Annotated in this window: 17 protein-coding genes; 5 read left to right on the top strand and 12 right to left on the bottom strand. The window is 67.6% G+C overall.

Translation table 11 applies throughout. The annotated features are described in order from the left end of the window. Positions 1–127 precede the first annotated feature (127 nt). A complete protein-coding gene (locus AC5Y3Z_RS22070) occupies positions 128–820 on the top strand; it encodes an iron-dependent transcriptional repressor DtxR (protein ID WP_463826899.1) in 693 nt (230 codons plus the stop codon). Between the two features lie 19 nt (positions 821–839). Here AC5Y3Z_RS22070 and AC5Y3Z_RS22065 read toward each other — a convergent pair whose 3' ends face one another. Further along, the gene (locus tag AC5Y3Z_RS22065) at positions 840–1,889 is read right to left on the bottom strand and encodes a DUF4192 domain-containing protein (protein WP_473140061.1); all 1,050 of its coding nucleotides are present in this window, start codon (positions 1,887–1,889) and stop codon (positions 840–842) included. A 113-nt stretch (positions 1,890–2,002) separates the two neighbouring features. Here AC5Y3Z_RS22065 and sthA point away from each other — a divergent pair, with 113 nt between their 5' ends. After that, the gene (sthA, locus tag AC5Y3Z_RS22060) at positions 2,003–3,409 is read left to right on the top strand and encodes a Si-specific NAD(P)(+) transhydrogenase (RefSeq protein WP_463827166.1); all 1,407 of its coding nucleotides are present in this window, start codon (positions 2,003–2,005) and stop codon (positions 3,407–3,409) included. Positions 3,410–3,412: 3 nt separating this feature from the next. On the opposite strand, the gene AC5Y3Z_RS22055 is transcribed toward sthA, so the two are convergent. Then, positions 3,413–4,132, bottom strand: coding sequence for a trypsin-like serine peptidase (locus AC5Y3Z_RS22055; protein WP_473140062.1), 720 nt, complete (start codon positions 4,130–4,132; stop codon positions 3,413–3,415). Positions 4,133–4,279: 147 nt separating this feature from the next. Between AC5Y3Z_RS22055 and AC5Y3Z_RS22050 the strand changes: the two genes are divergently transcribed. Both AC5Y3Z_RS22050 and AC5Y3Z_RS22045 read left to right on the top strand, forming a co-directional pair. Next, on the top strand, positions 4,280–5,257 hold the full coding sequence (locus AC5Y3Z_RS22050) for a proteasome assembly chaperone family protein (protein WP_463826902.1): 978 nt from the start codon (positions 4,280–4,282) through the stop codon (positions 5,255–5,257). A gap of 39 nt (positions 5,258–5,296) precedes the next feature. After that, the gene (locus tag AC5Y3Z_RS22045) at positions 5,297–6,322 is read left to right on the top strand and encodes an alpha/beta fold hydrolase (RefSeq protein WP_463826903.1); all 1,026 of its coding nucleotides are present in this window, start codon (positions 5,297–5,299) and stop codon (positions 6,320–6,322) included. A 27-nt stretch (positions 6,323–6,349) separates the two neighbouring features. On the opposite strand, the gene AC5Y3Z_RS22040 is transcribed toward AC5Y3Z_RS22045, so the two are convergent. The 3 genes from AC5Y3Z_RS22040 to AC5Y3Z_RS22030 form a co-directional block, all read right to left on the bottom strand. After that, entirely contained in the window at positions 6,350–6,835 is a 486-nt protein-coding gene (locus AC5Y3Z_RS22040; protein WP_473140063.1) for a peroxynitrite isomerase, read from the bottom strand. 10 nt (positions 6,836–6,845) lie between these two features. Further along, positions 6,846–7,307, bottom strand: coding sequence for a transcriptional regulator NrdR (nrdR, locus tag AC5Y3Z_RS22035; protein ID WP_463826905.1), 462 nt, complete (start codon positions 7,305–7,307; stop codon positions 6,846–6,848). 118 nt (positions 7,308–7,425) lie between these two features. Next, positions 7,426–7,932, bottom strand: coding sequence for a LysM peptidoglycan-binding domain-containing protein (locus AC5Y3Z_RS22030; protein WP_463826906.1), 507 nt, complete (start codon positions 7,930–7,932; stop codon positions 7,426–7,428). Between the two features lie 293 nt (positions 7,933–8,225). Between AC5Y3Z_RS22030 and lexA the strand changes: the two genes are divergently transcribed. Continuing rightward, on the top strand, positions 8,226–8,942 hold the full coding sequence (lexA, locus tag AC5Y3Z_RS22025) for a transcriptional repressor LexA (protein WP_463826907.1): 717 nt from the start codon (positions 8,226–8,228) through the stop codon (positions 8,940–8,942). Positions 8,943–8,951: 9 nt separating this feature from the next. Here lexA and AC5Y3Z_RS22020 read toward each other — a convergent pair whose 3' ends face one another. From AC5Y3Z_RS22020 to AC5Y3Z_RS21990, 7 genes are all read right to left on the bottom strand, one after another. Beyond that, on the bottom strand, positions 8,952–11,285 hold the full coding sequence (locus AC5Y3Z_RS22020) for an LGFP repeat-containing protein (RefSeq protein ID WP_473140064.1): 2,334 nt from the start codon (positions 11,283–11,285) through the stop codon (positions 8,952–8,954). Positions 11,286–11,618: 333 nt separating this feature from the next. Further along, positions 11,619–12,779 (bottom strand): acyl-CoA dehydrogenase family protein, encoded by a 1,161-nt coding sequence (locus AC5Y3Z_RS22015; RefSeq protein ID WP_463826909.1) that lies wholly within the window; start codon positions 12,777–12,779, stop codon positions 11,619–11,621. 84 nt (positions 12,780–12,863) lie between these two features. Then, entirely contained in the window at positions 12,864–14,288 is a 1,425-nt protein-coding gene (gene hflX / locus AC5Y3Z_RS22010) for a GTPase HflX (RefSeq protein ID WP_463826910.1), read from the bottom strand. Between the two features lie 47 nt (positions 14,289–14,335). Next, a complete protein-coding gene (dapF, locus tag AC5Y3Z_RS22005) occupies positions 14,336–15,205 on the bottom strand; it encodes a diaminopimelate epimerase (RefSeq protein WP_473140065.1) in 870 nt (289 codons plus the stop codon). Positions 15,206–15,209: 4 nt separating this feature from the next. Further along, positions 15,210–16,130: a tRNA (adenosine(37)-N6)-dimethylallyltransferase MiaA gene (gene miaA, locus AC5Y3Z_RS22000; RefSeq protein ID WP_473140066.1), complete on the bottom strand. Its 921-nt coding sequence runs from the start codon at positions 16,128–16,130 to the stop codon at positions 15,210–15,212. Next, complete coding sequence (locus AC5Y3Z_RS21995; protein ID WP_473140067.1) at positions 16,127–16,810, bottom strand: class III extradiol ring-cleavage dioxygenase family protein; 684 nt, start codon at positions 16,808–16,810, stop codon at positions 16,127–16,129. Before AC5Y3Z_RS21995 ends, miaA begins: the two co-directional genes overlap by 4 nt. 37 nt (positions 16,811–16,847) lie before the next feature. Then, positions 16,848–17,813: a DMT family transporter gene (locus AC5Y3Z_RS21990; RefSeq protein WP_463826914.1), complete on the bottom strand. Its 966-nt coding sequence runs from the start codon at positions 17,811–17,813 to the stop codon at positions 16,848–16,850. Between the last annotated feature and the right edge of the window lie 376 nt (positions 17,814–18,189).

Below are 18,189 nucleotides of genomic sequence, written 5' to 3'. Positions count from 1 at the left end.
TGGCAAGCTTTACTGGAGACGGTGTGCCCGCCGCGGTTACGCGGCGGGCATACTGCTGCGGTGGGGTGTTTTGCGCGAACACCCGCAGGGCTGGCGAAGTAGACTCGGCGGCAACGGAGGATGCTGAATGAACGACTTGGTTGATACCACCGAGATGTACCTGCGGACTATTTACGACCTCGAGGAAGAGGGCGTGACGCCGCTGCGCGCCCGGATCGCCGAACGGCTCGAGCAGAGCGGCCCCACCGTCAGCCAGACCGTCTCCCGGATGGAACGCGACGGACTGTTGCGGGTGGCCGGCGACCGGCATCTTGAGCTCACCGACAAGGGCCGCACGCTGGCCGTGGCAGTGATGCGCAAGCACCGGCTGGCCGAACGTCTGCTGGTCGACGTGATCGGCCTGCCGTGGGAGGAAGTGCACGCCGAAGCCTGCCGGTGGGAGCACGTGATGAGCGAGGACGTCGAACGCCGGTTGGTCAAAGTGCTCAACAACCCGACGACCTCGCCGTTCGGCAACCCGATCCCCGGCCTGCTGGACCTGGGCCTGACCGCCGAATCCGGCGCCGACGACGCCAACCTGGTCCGGCTGACCGAGCTGCCGGGCGGATCGCCGGTCGCCGTCGTCGTGCGTCAACTCACCGAGCACGTGCAGGGCGACATCGACCTGATCAGCCGACTCAAGGACGCCGGAGTGGTGCCCAACGCCCGCGTCACGGTCGAGACCGGCCCGGGTGGTGGAGTGACCATCGTCATCCCCGGACACGAGAACGTCACCCTGCCGCACGAGATGGCCCACGCGGTGAAGGTCGAAAAGGTCTGACCCGCCTCGTTCCGCGCCGTCACCCGGCGCGCCTGCCTTGGCGCGGCGGCAGCCGTACCCCGAGTTGCTCGGCCAGCTGGTAACCGGTGCCTGCCAATCTGCGAATGTCGTTGGGCCGCAACCCCGATTGCAAGGCGGTGTCCAGCATGCCCGCCATCCGATGGTCCGGGTCGCAGCGCAGTGCCGCCTCCAGCGACAAACCCGCCAGCGGCCCGTCACCGCGCACGTAGGCACTGAAGGCCAGCAGCACCAGGGCCTCCACCCGCCAAGGTGGTGGCAGCAGCCGTGCCAGCACCGACCACAACGACTCGGCCGCGTCGGCGCTCTCCGCAACAGCGAGGGCATACAGCGTGTCCCGCACCCGGGTATCGCTCAAGGCGCAACCGAGCTCGGCGATCTGGGCATCCGAGAGCAGTTCGCCGTCGAGCACCTGGGCCGCGGCCGCCAGCGCTTTCTCCACCTCGGCTCGGCAACAGGCGGCCGCATCGGTTCGAACCGCCTTCTCGCGCACGCTCTCCGCGTCTTTCAGGGCCGCGAGCAGCGTCGCACCGCGCGCTACGTCCGGGGCGATCACCGCCTGCAGATCGGCACGCCGCCGGTACAGCCGCCGGCCGTCCACCACCGCCGCCACCGCCAGCGGCGACGCCGAGGGATCGTCGATCTCGCCGCCTTTGCCGCAGGAATCGACGCAGTGCCACCGTCCGCCGCGCGCGATCTCGTCGACCACGTGCGCCGCGTACAGGTCGATGTCGTAACGGGCCAAGGCCGCGGCGACCGCTGCACAGAGCCGCTGATGCTCCTCGTTGCACACCGCGCAATGCGCACCCTCGTCGTCGACGATCACCGCGATCGCGGCGTCCGGGCGCGCCGCGGCGGCAACCTCCGCAAGCTGATCGACCCGCTCGATCAGGTCGTCGGCCAGGTCGGCACGCATCACCGCACCCAGTCCCCCGTCCTCCAGCGACACCAACACCAACGAGTTCTCCGGCACGAAACCGAGGATGGCGGGTAGGGCCGCGATCAACGCGCCGGGCCGATTCAGTTGAAAGTCTTCTCGATGCTTCGTCATGACCACAACGCTGACGACTGACACCGTCAGTCCGCGCTCGCGCAACGTGATTCAGCGCCGCGCTTGTGGAGAAAGTCTGGACTGTGGGCCTTATCGTCTATCCCATGACCTCCATGCGCGAATACGACCTGGTCGTTATCGGCTCCGGACCCGGCGGACAGAAAGCCGCCATCGCGGCGGCCAAGCTGGGCAAGTCCGTGGCGATCGTGGAACGCGGGCGCATGGTCGGCGGAGTCTGCGTCAACACCGGCACCATCCCGTCGAAAACCTTGCGGGAGGCCGTGGTCTACCTCACCGGCATGAGCCAGCGCGAACTCTACGGCGCCAGCTACCGGGTCAAGGACAAGATCACCCCGGCCGACCTGCTCGCGCGCACCCAGCACGTGATCACCAAGCAGGTCGACGTGGTCCGCTCGCAGCTGATGCGCAACCGTATCGACCTGGTCCTGGGCCACGGCCGATTCATCGACCCGCACACCGTGCTGGTGGAGGAAGACGCGCAGGGCGAGCGGGTCACGGTCAGCGGCGACTACATCGTCATCGCCACCGGCACCAAACCGGTGCGCCCGTCCGGGGTCGAGTTCGACGAGAGCCGGGTGCTGGACTCCGACGGCATCCTCGATCTGCGTTCGCTGCCCGCCTCCATGGTGGTCGTCGGCGCCGGCGTGATCGGCATCGAGTACGCGTCGATGTTCGCGGCGCTGGGCACCAAGGTGACGGTGGTGGAGAAGCGCGACACCATGCTGGACTTCTGCGACCCGGAGATCGTCGAAGCGCTGAAGTTCCATCTGCGCGACCTGGCGGTCACCTTCCGCTTCGGCGAGGAGGTCACCGCCGTCGACGTCGGCTCCTCGGGCACCGTCACCACCCTGGGCAGCGGCAAGCAGATACCCGCCGAGACCGTGATGTATTCCGCCGGCCGGGAAGGACAGACCGCCAGCCTCGGCCTGGAGAACGCGGGACTCGAAACCGACCATCGCGGAAGGATTTTCGTCGACGACCAGTTCCAGACGAAGGTCGAACACATCTATGCGGTGGGCGATGTAATCGGCTTCCCGGCGCTGGCGGCGACCTCGATGGACCAGGGTCGGCTGGCCGCCTACCACGCGTTCGGGGAACCGACCGACGGCATCACTGCGCTGCAGCCGATCGGGATCTATTCCATCCCGGAGATCTCCTACGTCGGCGCCACCGAGGTGGACCTGACCAAGGAATCCATCCCCTACGAGGTAGGTGTGTGCCGGTACCGCGAACTGGCTCGCGGCCAGATCGCCGGCGACTCCTACGGCATGCTCAAGTTGCTGGTGTCCACCCGCGACCGCAAGATTCTCGGCGCGCACATCTTCGGCACCAGCGCCACCGAGATGGTGCACATCGGGCAGGCGGTCATGGGGTGCGGTGGAACCGTCGACTACCTGGTCGACGCCGTCTTCAACTACCCGACGTTCTCCGAGGCCTACAAGGTCGCCGCGCTGGACGTGACCAACAAGATGCGCGCGCTCAGCCAGTTCTTGCGGTAAATCTCAGCAGTGGTCGTCGTAGTCGGTTGGTGCGACGTCGCCGGGACCGCGGGCTTCGGCGCGGGCGAGCAGTTGTGCGATGTTCTCGTCGAAAGGCGCGCTGTAGGAGAGGTTTTCGGTGCATCCGCCACCCTCCAGACCGCCGACCACCCCGACGACCTTCGACCCGTCGACCCAGGGCGCGCCGCTCGTTCCGCCGACCAGCCCGGCACACGGCAACGAGGGGAATCCGCTCCCGGTGACGCCGGAGGTGCCCTGGCAGCCGATGGGACCGCCACCCACGCCCGCGGGATAGCCCGTGACACTCACCCGGGTGCCCGGCAGCGGGGAGGTCCCCAGGCTCAGGGCCGCGCCGGCACGGCCCTCCACCGTCCCGCGCGCACCGCTCACCCGGGCGATCGCGTAGTCCGCGCGCGGGTCCCGGCTGCCAGTCCAGCGTCGGTCGAAGTACACCGCGTCGACCGTCCAGACGTCGGCGGGCCCGGGGGCACCACTGAAACCCGGAACGAAGGTCGTCTTCGTCGGGCCCAGCAGGCAATGCGCAGCGGTCAGCACGAGGTCACCGCTCGCCGAGTGCAGTACCGAACCGCTGCACCCGTGCCGATTGCCGCCGTCCCGGAAAACCGCACCCACCCGCGGGTCCGGCGCCACATGAGCGCCCTCGTGCGCGGCGCAGGACGCAAGAATCACCGCCAGGCTGATCGTTGCCGTCACTGCGCGCATCGGTCCCATCCTGCCCGACCGGAGGGGACCGGCAAGCGAATAGAAACCGGTCCGACTGCGTTCTGAGAGATGCGGCGTCGATTGAGGAAGACTGGTTAGGGCAACCTAGAGAGGCCCGCGCGCGAATCCCGGAAGGAGGCACGCTCAATGTCCGACCATCACGACCCAGGCGAGGCGCAGGAATACCAGCCCGGACAACCCGGCATGTACGAGCTGGAGTTCCCGGCACCTCAGTTATCGGCATCCGACGGCCGCGGTCCGGTGCTGGTCCACGCCCTGGAGGGGTTCTCCGACGCCGGTCACGCGATTCGGCTTGCCGCCGCCCACCTCAAAGAGGTGCTGGACACCGAACTGGTCGCATCATTCGCGATCGACGAGCTGCTGGACTACCGCTCCCGGCGGCCGATGATGACCTTCAAGACCGACCACTTCACCAAGTACGACGATCCCGAATTAAGCCTGTACGCGCTGCGCGACAGCGTCGGGACCCCGTTTCTGCTGCTGGCCGGCATGGAACCGGACCTGAAGTGGGAGCGGTTCATCACCGCGGTGCGACTGCTGGCCGAACGCCTGGGCGTGCGGCAGACGATCGGCCTGGGCACTGTTCCGATGGCCGTCCCCCACACCCGGCCCGTCACGATGACCGCACACTCGAACAACGCCGAGCTGATCGCCGACTTCCAGCCGTGGATTTCCGAGATCCAGGTCCCGGGTAGCGCGTCCAACCTGCTGGAATACCGGATGGCGCAACACGGCCACGAGGTGGTCGGCTTCACCGTGCACGTCCCGCACTACCTCACCCAGACTGATTACCCGGCCGCCGCGCAGGCTCTGCTCGAGCAGGTGGCGAAGACGGGATCGCTGGATCTGCCGGTGGAGGCGCTGGCCGAGGCGGCCGCTGAGATCCGGACCAAGATCGACGAACAGGTCCAGGCGAGCGCGGAAGTCGCTCAAGTGGTGACCGCGCTCGAGCGCCAGTACGATGCGTTCATCGACGCTCAGGAAAACAGATCCTTGCTGGCACGTGACGAGGAACTGCCCAGCGGCGACGAGCTGGGCGCCGAGTTCGAGCGCTTTCTGGCTCAGCAGGCGGAGAAGAAGCACGACGACGACGATTCGAGTTAGTCCCGAACGCCTTAACGGCCCGACGACGAGGTTGGCGACATGACCGAGCGAAAACGCAATCTTCGCCCGGTGCGGGAAGTGACCACCCCGTCGCTGCAGTTCCGCACCATCCACGGCTACAAGCGGGCGTTCCGGATCGCCGGATCCGGCCCGGCGATCCTGCTGATCCACGGCATCGGCGACAACTCCACGACGTGGACCGGTATCCACGCCAAACTGGCCCAGCGGTTCACCGTCATCGCCCCAGATCTGTTGGGCCACGGCAAATCTGACAAACCGCGCGCCGACTACTCAGCCGCGGCGTACGCCAACGGCATGCGCGACCTGCTCAGCGTGCTGGACATCGAGCGGGTCACCATCATCGGCCACTCGCTGGGCGGTGGGGTGGCCATGCAGTTCGCCTACCAGTTCCCCCATCTGGTCGAGCGCCTGATCCTGGTGGGCGCCGGGGGCGTCACCAAGGACGTCAACATCGCGTTGCGGTTCGCGTCGCTGCCGATGGGCGCCGAGGCGCTGGCGCTGCTGCGCCTGCCGCTGGTGCTGCCGGCGGTGCAGTTGCTGGGCCGGTTGGCGGGTCTGGCGCTCGGGTCGACGGCTATCGGCCAGGATCTGCCGAACATGCTGCGGATATTGGACGATCTCCCGGAGCCGACCGCTTCGGCGGCGTTCACCCGCACCCTGCGGGCGGTCGTCGACTGGCGCGGCCAGATCGTCACCATGCTGGACCGATGTTATTTGACCCAGGCGATTCCGGTGCAGATCATCTGGGGCCGCAAGGACTCGGTCATCCCGGTCCAGCACGCGTACATGGCGCACGCCGCAATGCCGGGGTCCCAACTCGAAATCTTCGAGAACGCCGCGCACTTTCCGTTTCACGACGACCCGGCCCGCTTCCTCGACCTCGTCCAGCGCTTCATCGACACCACCGCGCCCCCCGACTACGACCAGGCCGCGCTGCGCGAGTTGCTTCGCACCGGCGGCGGCGAGGGAACCGTGAGCGGTCCGACTGACACCCGGGTGGCCGTGCTCAACGCGATGGGTGCCGACGAGCGCAGCGCCACCTGAGTTCGCGTCCGCGAGCCGGCGCGGCTGTCACAGCTGTCGGCGCAGCGTGGCGGACAGATGGTGTTGCAGGGGTTGCCCGACCGCACCCATCTGCAGCGAGTACGACAGCTCGTCCCCCGCGATCCGCAACGACCGCCCCAGGGCGCTGACCTCTTTGGCCGTCGGCGTCAGTCCGATACTGGTTGTCGCCACATCGATTTCGATGACGTCACCGGTCACCGAGTAGGTGCCGACCGCTATTTCGGTGATGCCGCTGGGATGGGCCAGCACCAGCTCCACGTGACCGGGCTGCGGTACCCGAAGATAGCCCGTCTCGGCATGCAACGGCTTGCCGTCGGCGGGGGCCTTGGTCTTCTGTCCATAGCTCAGGAAGGGCTTGCCGACGTGGGCGAAGACAACCTCTTCGAGGTATTCGAAAGGCTGGATCGTCGGATACTCCCCCGCGCCCCGGCCCACCCAGGTACCTAACAACGGCGCCAGCGCATGCAGATCAGGATGTAGTTCGGCGCCCATCGGGGTGCGGTCAGCCGGACGTCGAAACGTTGCGGTGCGCGCGCAGCGCCTCGATCTCGCGCTCGAAATCGTCGGCCGACGAGAAGGACCGGTAGACGGAGGCGAACCGCAGGTAGGCCACCTCGTCGAGGTCGCGCAGCGGTCCCAGAATGGCCAGGCCGACCTCGTTGCTGGGGACCTCGGGGCCGGCGGCACGCACCGCGTCCTCCACCTGCTGGGCAAGTAAATTCAGCGCATCGTCGTCAACCTGGCGCCCCTGACAGGCCCGGCGGACGCCACTGATCACCTTCTCGCGACTGAAGGGCTCGGTGACGCCGCTGCGCTTGACCACGGCCAACACCGCGGTCTCCACCGTCGTGAACCGGCGTCCGCATTCCGGGCACGAGCGACGACGGCGAATCGCCTGGCCCTCATCGGTTTCTCGCGAGTCGATCACCCGCGAATCGGGATGCCGGCAGAACGGGCAGTGCAAGAGCCGCTCCTTTGCCGTACCGACTGGTATCCGGGTAGAAGAACACCCCGACAGTACCTGCGTGCTCCGTAGCGGGCCAACGCTGACCCGGGCAACCACCGATCGGGCGGGTGCTCGCTCAGCCGATCGGGGCGATCAGGGTCTGACCCGCCGAGACCGCACTGGAATCCAGTGCGTTCAGGTCGCGAATCCGTTCCACGACGTCGCGCACCGGCGCGCCGGGCGCCACCCGGGCAGCGAGGTCTTGCAACGACTCCCCCGGTTCCACCCGCACGACCGCCAGGGCGGCGGGCACCTGCGGCGCCGACTCGGCCGCGCCGTCGTTGACCATGCTGCCGAAGTTCGCCATCAGCCCCAGCCACACGGTGATGACGCCCGCAAGCAGGGCCAGTCCGATCGTGGTGGCCACGCTCACCGGGCGTCTGCGATGTGCGACCGTCGAGCGCGTGACGCCGGTGCCGTAGTAGCGAACGGGCGCCACACCCGGGCGTGCGGGCCCCGGTCTGCTGGATCCACCCTGGCCGGCGCGGTACGAGGGATATTGGCGCACCGGCCGCCCAACAGGCCTGTTCAGGTGGCCCTGCGTGTTCCCGCTGCGGTGCGGACCCGCGTAGATGAGTGTCATGCCGTTCCCTCCGGTCGACTACTTATCGCTCGTGTGTTCGACCATAGTCGCTCACGTGTTCGAAACCCGAACATTTGAGCGACGCGTGTCGCACGAGCAAAACGGTAGACCTCACCACCGACAAGGATTTGTCGGTGCAACCAGCTGGGTGACTATCAGATACCCCGACCACGCGGAAGTTACACACTTGTGATTCACTTTATTTCCGCAGATTTCGGCTGTGGTCTGGGCGATGACACGCCCGGTCGAACACATGTTTGAATTTTGAGCCTGGTGCGGTTACATTCAGATCCATGAGCGACAGCAACGACACCGCGGCCGGTTTCGGCCCGGGTAGTGCGAAAGCGACACAAGGCCGGCCACCTGCGGCCGATGTAACGCTGACCGAGCGGCAGCGCACCATCCTCGAGGTCATCCGTACCTCGGTGACAACGCGGGGCTATCCGCCGAGTATCCGCGAGATCGGCGACGCGGTGGGCCTGACGTCCACCTCGTCGGTCGCCCACCAGTTACGCACCCTGGAGCGCAAAGGCTATCTGCGGCGCGACCCGAATCGCCCGCGCGCCGTCGACGTGCGCGGTGCCGACGATGCGGCAGTGCCCCGTACCGATGTCATCGGCTCGGACGCCCTGCCGGAACCCACTTTCGTCCCGGTCTTGGGGCGCATTGCCGCCGGCGGCCCGATCCTGGCTGAGGAAGCCGTCGAAGACGTGTTCCCGTTGCCCCGCGAGCTGGTGGGCGAAGGGACGCTGTTCCTGCTCAAGGTGGTGGGTGAGTCGATGGTCGAGGCCGCCATCTGCGACGGCGACTGGGTCGTCGTCCGCCAGCAGAATGTCGCTGACAACGGCGACATCGTCGCGGCGATGATCGACGGCGAGGCCACTGTGAAGACGTTCAAGCGAGCGGGCGGTCAAGTGTGGCTGATGCCGCACAACCCCGCGTTCGATCCGATTCCCGGCAACGATGCGATCGTGCTCGGCAAGGTCGTCACCGTGATTCGCAAGGTGTAGCGCGCATCCTCAATCGGCTCTGACGAAACCGTTGGCGCGCGCGGCGTCTTCGTTGGCGAACCAGATCTCGGCCAGGGTGTCGTGGTACAGCGCGCTGGTGGGCGTGTAGTACAGCCCGAACCGGGCACTGGCCTTGATGGGATAGCCGTCCGGCGCCCGGTACGGGTCGTCGTCGAGCGGCAGATGGATGGTCGGGCGCACCGCGGCGCTGCCTGCTGGCGCGGCGGTCGGCGCTTGGACCTGCGGGGCGGCCCCGAACGGCGTGTCAGGTTCCACGGCATACCCGGCCGGGTCCGCTGCGGCATGTCGACCCTTTCGCAGCTCGGGAACCGCGACGGCATCCGGCGGTGAGGCGAGATCGGGTGACTCGTCGTCCGCATTGCGCCCCGGCTCGGTCACCGGGTAAAACGCGTCCGCATAATCCTCGCTGGACGGCCGGGCCGGCTCCGTTTCCGGGTACTCCACGAACTCCGGGGGTTCCGGGCTCTCCTGAACGTCCAGGGGTTCGGGCACTTCCTCGAACTCCGGCACGTCCGGGACCGGCAGGTACGGCGCATTCGTCTGCGGCACCGACACCTCCGGCGCGAAATCGTCCGGCGCGACTGTCTCCGGCACGACCGGCTCCTCCTCGGCGAGTTCACCAAGAGCGCCGCGCGACACGACGGGGATGGGCGTGGTGCCCACCGCGTCGGGGTCTTCCTCCTCGAACTCCGCCGACCCGTCCGGATCGAAATGCTCTTCGGCAACGTGGCCGTATTCGTCGTCGTCAACACCCTGCTCGGAGCCGGCCTGCGGGACGGCCCCCGCTCTGGACCAGCTGACCCGGCCGGCGGTGGGGTCTGCGTCCGCCTCTGCCTCGACATGCTGGTCGACGGGCGGGAAACGCTCGGAACCGTAATCGATTTCCTCATGCGGCCAGCGGTCATCGGCACCGGGGTCGTATTCCACACCGAGGTCCCGGTCGCGGTCGTACACCGGCGCATCCGGTACTGCGGCGCGGCGCCGACGCAAACCCGACACCACCAACACCGTCATCAGCACCAGCAGCAGCAAAGGAATGGCCGCGATCAGCCACCACCAGTGGAAGGTGAACTTCTTGCCCGCGGGCGCCGACGCCGAATTACTTGGGGTGTTCTGCCCCGACACCTGCAGGCCGGACAGCAGCGGCGCGAGGTTGGCCGGGTCGGTAGTGAACGTGTTCTTGGCGCGGTTCCACGAGATCTTGCCGCCGGTGAACTTCTGCGACACCACGTCGCCGTCCACCGTCTGGTCAGCGACCGGGGCGCCGAGCTTGCCGGTGGCCCCCTTGAGCTTGTCCCAGGCGGCTTTCATGGCTCCGCGCACGACGAAAGCGCCGTGTTCGGGCGTCCAGAAGATCACCGGCTTGTCAGCTGCGGAGAACACAGCGACACGGCTGGCGGGCGTGATGCCGCCGTCGGCCTCGTTGGCGACCGGAAAGCCCAGGTCGCTGCTCACCGGACCACCGACTGCTTCGTACTTCTGCAGGATCGGCCCCTCGACCGCGTTGGCGCCGGTGGCCGGGCTGAAGAAGATCTTGCCGCCGTCGAACTCCTGGGCGATGCCGTCCCCGCCGATCGGCGACTGACTACCCTTCTTGGCGCCCAGCGGTCCGGCAGCGCCACCTGCGGCGCGCCACGCCATGTTGATGGCGGCAGTGGGGTCGATCGCCACCTGCAGACCCTTGAGCTGTTCGGCCAGGTTCGCCGGATTGGTGGTGAACTCCTTGGTCTTGCGGTTCCAGGACACCTCACCGCCGGTGAACTTCTGCGAGGTCACCTCGCCCTCGTAGGTCTCATCGCTGATCGGGGCGCCCAGCACGCCGCCGGAGCTGCCCAGCTTGTCCCACGCCGCGTTCAGGGCGCCGCGCACCACGAACGCACCGTGGTCGGGCGTCCAGAAGATCACCGGGTTGTCGCTGGCGGCGAAGGTACTGACCCGGCTGTCCGGTCCGGCGAGGCCGGGCACTTCATTGATGGTGGGAAAACCCAGGTCACTACCCGCGGGACCACCCAGCGATTCGTATTTCTCCAGGATCGGGCCGAACATGAACTTCGCGCCGGAGGCAGGCGTGAAGTACATCTTGCCGCCGTCGAAGTCCAGCCCGAAGCCGTCCCCGATCGGATAGACGTCGCCCTTGCGGGCGCCCAGCGTCGAGGTGTCGCCACCGGCTTTCTCCCACGCGGCCATCATGGCCGCCTCGGCGTCGCCGATCGGGGACGCCGCAGCGGTCGGCGCCAGCAGCGTCACAGCCAGCGCGGTAGCCGCCAAGCCGAGCAGCGCCCGACCGACCAGCTTGCTCAATTGCCCTCTCCGCCCGTCCACCAAGCCTCCCAGCCGATGCCCCTGCCCACCTGGCGAGCCGGCGGATCGCCCGCCGTGGGCCATTCCCCAGCTACGACCTGCATCGTTGCCGGGCTCGCATAACTTTGCTCTAGCGAACGAGAAATGCGAAGTCAAATTGTAGATATTACGGAAACGGTTATCGACCCGACGTCGAAATGATGCCGGGCCGCGCCCGTGTCGCGAGAGATGGGAGAGCGGCACCTGCGTCTCGACCGAGCGCAGCGGATACGCATTTCGCACGGACCGACGCTACGTTAGGGCTCGATCCGGTCAACGTTCCACATCGAAATCGCGGCCTGCGGCCGCCGACCGTCAGACGCCGAGGCTGCGGCCGATGATCTCTTTCATGATCTCGGTCGTGCCACCGTAAATGGTCTGCACGCGAGCATCGAGATACGCGCGGGCAACCGGGTATTCGCGCATGTAACCGTATCCGCCGTGCAGCTGCAGGCACCGGTCGATCAGGTGAACCTGCTTCTCGGTGGAATACCACTTGGCCATCGCGGCCTGCTCGACCGTCAGCTTCTCCTCCAGGTGCAGGGCCAGGAAGTTGTCCACCATCATGCGCACCACGGTGGCCTCGGTGGCCAGTTCGGCCAGCAGGAACCGCGTGTTCTGGAAGCTGCCGATCGGCTTGCCGAATGCTTTGCGCTCCTTGGCGTACTGCACGGTGTCCTCCAGCACCGCCTCCATCGCCGCAGCGGCCATGATGGCGATGTTGATCCGCTCCTGCGGCAGGTTCTGCATCAGATAGATGAAGCCCAGACCCTCTTCGCCCAGCAGATTCTCCACCGGCACCTTGACGTCGGTGAAGGACAGTTCGGCGGTGTCCTGCGCGTCCAGACCGATCTTGTCCAGGTGGCGGCCCCGCTCGAAGCCCTCCATGCCGCGCTCGACGACCAGCAGGCTGAATCCCTGGGCGCCCTTCTCCGGGTCGGTCTGGGCGACCACGATCACCAGGTCGGAGTTGATTCCATTGGTGATGAACGTCTTCGACCCGTTCAGGATGTAGTGGTCACCCTCTTTGACGGCGCGGGTCTTGATGCCCTGCAGGTCGCTGCCGGTGCCCGGCTCGGTCATCGCGATCGCGGTGATCAGCTCGCCGGTGCAGAACTTGGGCAGCCACCGCTGCTTCTGCTCTTCGTTGGTCAGTTTCAGCAGATAGGGCGCCACCACGTCGTTGTGCAGGCCGAATCCGAGACCGCTGTAGCGCCCGGCCACGGTCTCCTCGGTAACGATCGTGTTGTAGCGGTAGTCGGGGTTGCCACCGCCGCCGTACTCCTCCGGCACCGCCATACCCAGGAAGCCCTGCTTGCCGGCCTCCAGCCAGACGCCGCGGTCGACGATCTTGGCCTTCTCCCATTCCTCGTGGTAGGGAGCGACGTGGCGGTCCAGGAAGGCCCGGTAAGACTCCCGGAACAAGTCGTGCTCGGGTTCGAAAAGCGTGCGCTGGTATTTGACGGCGCTACCCATGCGTATGGCCTCCGGATGTCGGAAAGATGTGTGTCTCTTTCCCCAACATATACCAACCGGGTGGTTGGTCGGTGCCGGAGGTCGTCAGCCGCGTGCCGCGAACTCCGCAAGGGCGGCGGCCAGCGCCACCGGGACCCTGGCCTGGATACGGGTGCCGTCGGTCTGGTGCTCGGCCTGCTGCACCCGCCCGTCGGAGTGCACCCGCGCCACCAGATCGCCGCGGCTGTAGGGGATCACCACGTCCACCGCGGTGTCGGTCGGCACCGCGAGTTCGGCCATCCGGCTCCGCAAAGCGTCGATCCCGTCGCCGGTGCGGGCCGAGACGAACATCGCGCCGGGCAGTTCGTGCCGCAACCTGGCCAGCATCAGGTCGCCGGCCGCGTCAATCTTGTTCACTACCAGCAGTTCTGGCGGCGCATCGCCGTGATGATCCGCGACCACGTCCGAGATGACCTGTCGCACCGCACTGATCTGGGCAAACGGATTGACATCGGAGCCGTCGACCACGTGCACCAGCAGGTCGGCGTCGACCACCTCCTCCAAGGTGGAGCGAAACGCCTCGACCAACTGGGTGGGCAGGTGACGGACGAACCCGACCGTGTCGGTGAGCACGAACGGGCGACCGTCGTCCCATTCGGCGCGGCGGGTGGTGGGTTCCAGGGTGGCGAACAGCGCGTCCTGGACCAGGACGCCGGCGCCGGTCAAGGCGTTGAGCACACTGGATTTCCCGGCGTTGGTGTAGCCGACGATGGCGATCGAAGGCATGTCGGCCTGCAACCGACGGCTGCGTTGGGTGTCGCGGACCTGCTTCATCGCCCTGATGTCGCGGCGCAGCTTGGACATGCGCTCACGGATGCGCCGCCGGTCGGTCTCGATCTTGGTCTCGCCGGGGCCACGCAACCCCACGCCGCCGCCACTGCCACCGGCCCGGCCACCGGCCTGCCGTGACATCGACTCACCCCACCCGCGCAGTCGCGGCAGCATGTATTCCATCTGGGCCAGCGCCACCTGCGCCTTGCCCTCCCGGCTGGTCGCGTGCTGGGCGAAGATGTCCAGGATCAGCGCGGTGCGGTCGATGACCTTGACCTTGACGGCCTTCTCCAGCGCGGTTAGCTGGGCGGGCGACAGCTCGCCGTCACAGATCACCGTGTCGGCGCCGGTTGCGACCACCACTTCGCGCAACTCCTGCGCTTTGCCCGACCCGATGTAGGTGGACGGGTCGGGACGGTCGCGGCGCTGGATCAGACCCTCGAGCACCTCGGATCCGGCGGTCTCGGCCAGGGCGGCCAGTTCGGCCAGACTGGCCTGGTTGTCCGACGCGCTGCCCTCGGTCCACACACCGACCAGCACTACTCGTTCCAGCCGCAGCTGGCGGTACTCGACCTCGGAGATATCGGTGAGTTCGGTCGACAACCCGGCGACACGGCGCAGCGCCGATCGGTCTTCGAGCGCCAGCTCACCGAGGCTGGGTTCTGGAATGCCCGTCTCGGGCGAATCTGGATATGTCATAGGCGCTTTCGATGGTGGCACGTCGCGGCGGCTGACGCACCCGAATATCAGACCGGCGAGTCCCACCAGCCGTCGTCGAGCTCGCCGTGGGCCACCAGTACCGAAGGGCCCCGCAGGAAGCTGGTGGCCTCGGTGAGGGTGACGACGACGTCGCCGCCGGGCACCCGGACCGTCAACGTCCCGGTGTCGAGGCCCTCGGCTGCCAGCGCGGCGACCACCGCGGCCACCGTTCCGGTTCCGCAGGAACGGGTTTCGCCGACACCCCGTTCGTGCACCCGCATGCAGACCACCCCGTCCGCGGGAGCGGTCAGGATCTCGACGTTCACGCCGTCGGGGAATTGTTCGGCGTCGAAGCCGACCGGGGCCGCCACGTCCAGCGCCGCCAGGGTCGCCGGCGTCAGCTGCGGGTCGACGCAGGCCAGGTGCGGGTTGCCGACGTCGACAGCTACCCCGGTGAAACGTCGCTCCCCGACGAGCGCCTCCCCCGCGCCGGTCCGGTTGGCCTTGCCCATGTCAACGGTGATGTCGGCGTTGGTGGCATCGACACTGTGCAGGCTCACCTGCCGGGGGCCGGCCAGTGACCCGACGACGAACTCGTCGCGCGATTCCAGCCCGCTGGCCCGCAGATAGTGGGCGAAGACCCGCACGCCGTTGCCGCACATCTGCGCGGTCGAGCCGTCGGCGTTGCGGTAGTCCATGTACCAGTCGTCGGCGCCCACTCCGTCGGGCAGGCGTGCCAGCGCGCCGGCCGCCACAGCGGCGCCACCGGTGGTGACCCGCAGGACCCCGTCGGCGCCCAGGCCCCGGCGCCGGTCGCACAACGCAGCAACCCGGAAGGCGGACAGGTCCGCTCGGCTCTGCACGTCGTGCAGCAGCACGAAGTCATTCTGGGTGCCGTGACCTTTGGCGAAACGCACCAGATCAGGTTACGTGCCGCCAGGCCCGCAACGCCTCATCGACGGCACCCTCGGCGGTCCCGTCGATCCACTGCACCCGGTGGTCGCGACGGAACCAGGACCGCTGTCGTCGTACATAGCGGCGGGTACCGACGAATGTCTGCTCGCGGGCGTCGTCGAGCAACGCGGGCGTCCCGCCGGCATCCAGCGCCGCAAGCACTTGGGCATACCCCAGCGCACGGGACGCGGTGACACCGTCGCGCAGGCCGCGATCCAGCAGCCCGCGCACTTCTTCGACCAGCCCGTCGGTAAACATCGCCTCGGTGCGCTTCGCCAGGCGCTGATCGAGAATCGTTGTCTCACAATCTAATCCGATGATCACCGTGTCCCAGCGGGGGGCACCGATGCGCGGCGCGGACGCGGCGAACGGCTGGCCGGTGAGCTCGACGACTTCCAACGCACGCACGATGCGCCGGCCGTCGGTGGGCAGAATTGTCGCGGCAGCGGCCGGATCACGCTGCGCCAGTTCGGCGTGCAAGCCGCCGACCCCGAGTTCGACGAGCCTTTGCTCCCATCGGGCGCGCACCACGGGATCGGTTGCGGGAAAAGACCAGTCGTCGAGCAACGACTGGAGATAGAGCATCGACCCGCCGACCACCACCGGCACCGCTGACCGGCGCCGGATCGCCTCGACGTCGATGGCCGCGGCCTGCTGATAGTTCGCCACAGTCGCTGTCTCGGTGACGTCGAGGACGTCGAGCTGGTGGTGCGGGATACCGCGGCGCTGCGCGACGGGCAGCTTGGCGGTCCCGATATCCATGCCGCGGTAAAGCTGCATCGCGTCGGCGTTGACGATCTCGGCCGGACCGCCGAGCCGTTCGACGACGTCGAGTGCCAGTTGCGATTTGCCGGTGCCGGTCGGTCCGATGATGGCCAGCGGTCTCACGGCTGCCAGACACCGGCGAAATAGCCCACCCCGTAGGGTGCCCCCCGGTAGAGCTCCTTGACCGTCCGCGGTGCGGTGAGCATCAGGCCGGCCAATGTCGCGAACGCCGCCCGGCCCAGGACCTGATCCGGCAGCCGGGTCAGGGCGCCGACGTCGCCGCCGGCCAGTGCGTCGTCGAGGGCCAGCTGTATGTCGGTGCTGGCGGGGTCGTACCCGCCGGGCGCGCGCGGCGTCAGGGTGTTGACGCCGTCGGCGACCAGCAGCACGCCGGTCGGTTCGGTCGCGCGGTCGATCTCAGCACGCAGCCGGCGGCCGCGGGCCACCGCGGCGCCGGAGTCCTGGCCCGCCGCGCACACCCAGACCGAGGCGCTGCCGTCGGGCCGGATTTGGCCGCGAAGCCAGGCCGCGATCAGCCCGCACAGCGGCATCGTCACCGGCATCGTGCCGTCCGGCCCCAACTGAGCCCGCACGTCGACCCCGAATCCTGCGAAGCTGCCGGTGCATTCCGGACCCAGCACCGCGTCGGCGCTGCCGATGCCCAGGGCGACCCAGCTGTCGGGCAGGACTGCCGCGGCCGCGCTCACCGCAGCGCTCAGGTCGGCAATTTCTACGGCGGCCGCGCCGGCCAGTTCGGGGACCAGCACCGGCGCGGACGGAACAATCGCGATTGCGCTCAGCACGCCCTAAAACTAACTTCTCCAGGCGGCCCCGACCGGTCTACCCGGAGGTCGACCCCAGCGCCGAGCCGTCGGCCGCGCTGACGGTGCCCGTCGGAGGCGGGGCTGATTCGTCGACGTGCGGGGCGTCGCCGCCGGCGTCGGCGACGATCTGCGCAGCTTCGCCGCGGGCCAGCGCCACGGTCGCGACGATCACCATCGCGACCGCCGCGATCAGCACGAATGCCTCCGGGCCGTTGGCCGAGATCGTCTCGCCGAGCACCAGGGTGCCCAGTGTCGCAGCCACCACGGGTTTAGCGACTGTCATCGTCGGCAAAGAGGCGGTCAACGCACCGGCCCGGAACGCGGACTGCTGGAAGATCATCCCGCACAACATCGTGACCAACCAGGGAATGAACTCCGGCGAGGTGACCGCGCCGCCGAGTCCGTCTTTGTGCACGACTTCCACCACGCCCTTGGTCAGCACCGCGAACAACGCCAGCGACGAGCCTGCCACGACCGCCAGCAACACCGCAGCCTGCGGACGTCCGTGCCAGATCCTGGCCGCCACCAGACACGACACCAGCAGGGGGCCCATTACCGCGGCGACGATGATCCAGGTCAGCAGGGGCGCGCGGTCGTGGCCGGCCAACGGGTCGCCGACCTTGATCACCACGGCGAGGGCCGCGGCGAGGGTGACGGCCCACATCCATTCCGATCGGGTGATCTTGTGATGGGTGAGGCGCGAATAGATGGGCAACGCGAACAGCAGAGCCGTCACCTGAAGCGTGGTCACCAGCATGACCGATGCCCAGATCAACGCCACAGCCTGCAGGCTGTAGTTCAGGATCGCGCACAGACCGCCCGTCCACCACCGGGCGTCGCGCAAGGACATGCCGAACAGCTGGAGGTGGCCGACCTCCTTGTCGGTGATCTCGTGAGCCGAGCGCTGCCGGATCACATCACCGGTTGCCGATGCCAGCGCCGCGAACAAAGCGATGATCCCGGCGATCCCAACCATTGACATGGGCGACCCTCAATTCCCGAACTCCGCCGCCAGTTTCCCCCCGTCAGGTGCACGTACACCTGATTGTCGCTGGCAGTTAACCGAACACTCTATGGCTCTGCAAGGCGCTGTGAACAGTGATCCAGCACGTTCGCGACGCCTTCGATACCCGCTGGTGCGACCCCAAAGCCTCGCTCATCAAGCTGAGCGCCACCCAGGGCCGGCTATGCAGAAGCTGTGAAAAACACCTGCCCTGCGTGTTGTCGCAATGCCCAAAGTCACGGTACCCGCCTGCGGATAGGGCCTATCCGGCGCAATCGAACGGGAACCGATTCGTTACCCGGGCGGCGGCGCTGAAAAGCAGCGATAGCCGAAGGTGGCGGCACACCGCTCGCCG

The sequence above is a fragment of the Mycobacterium sp. NGS61 genome, assembly GCF_059812325.1.
This window is presented reverse-complemented; position numbering and strand designations above follow the sequence as displayed.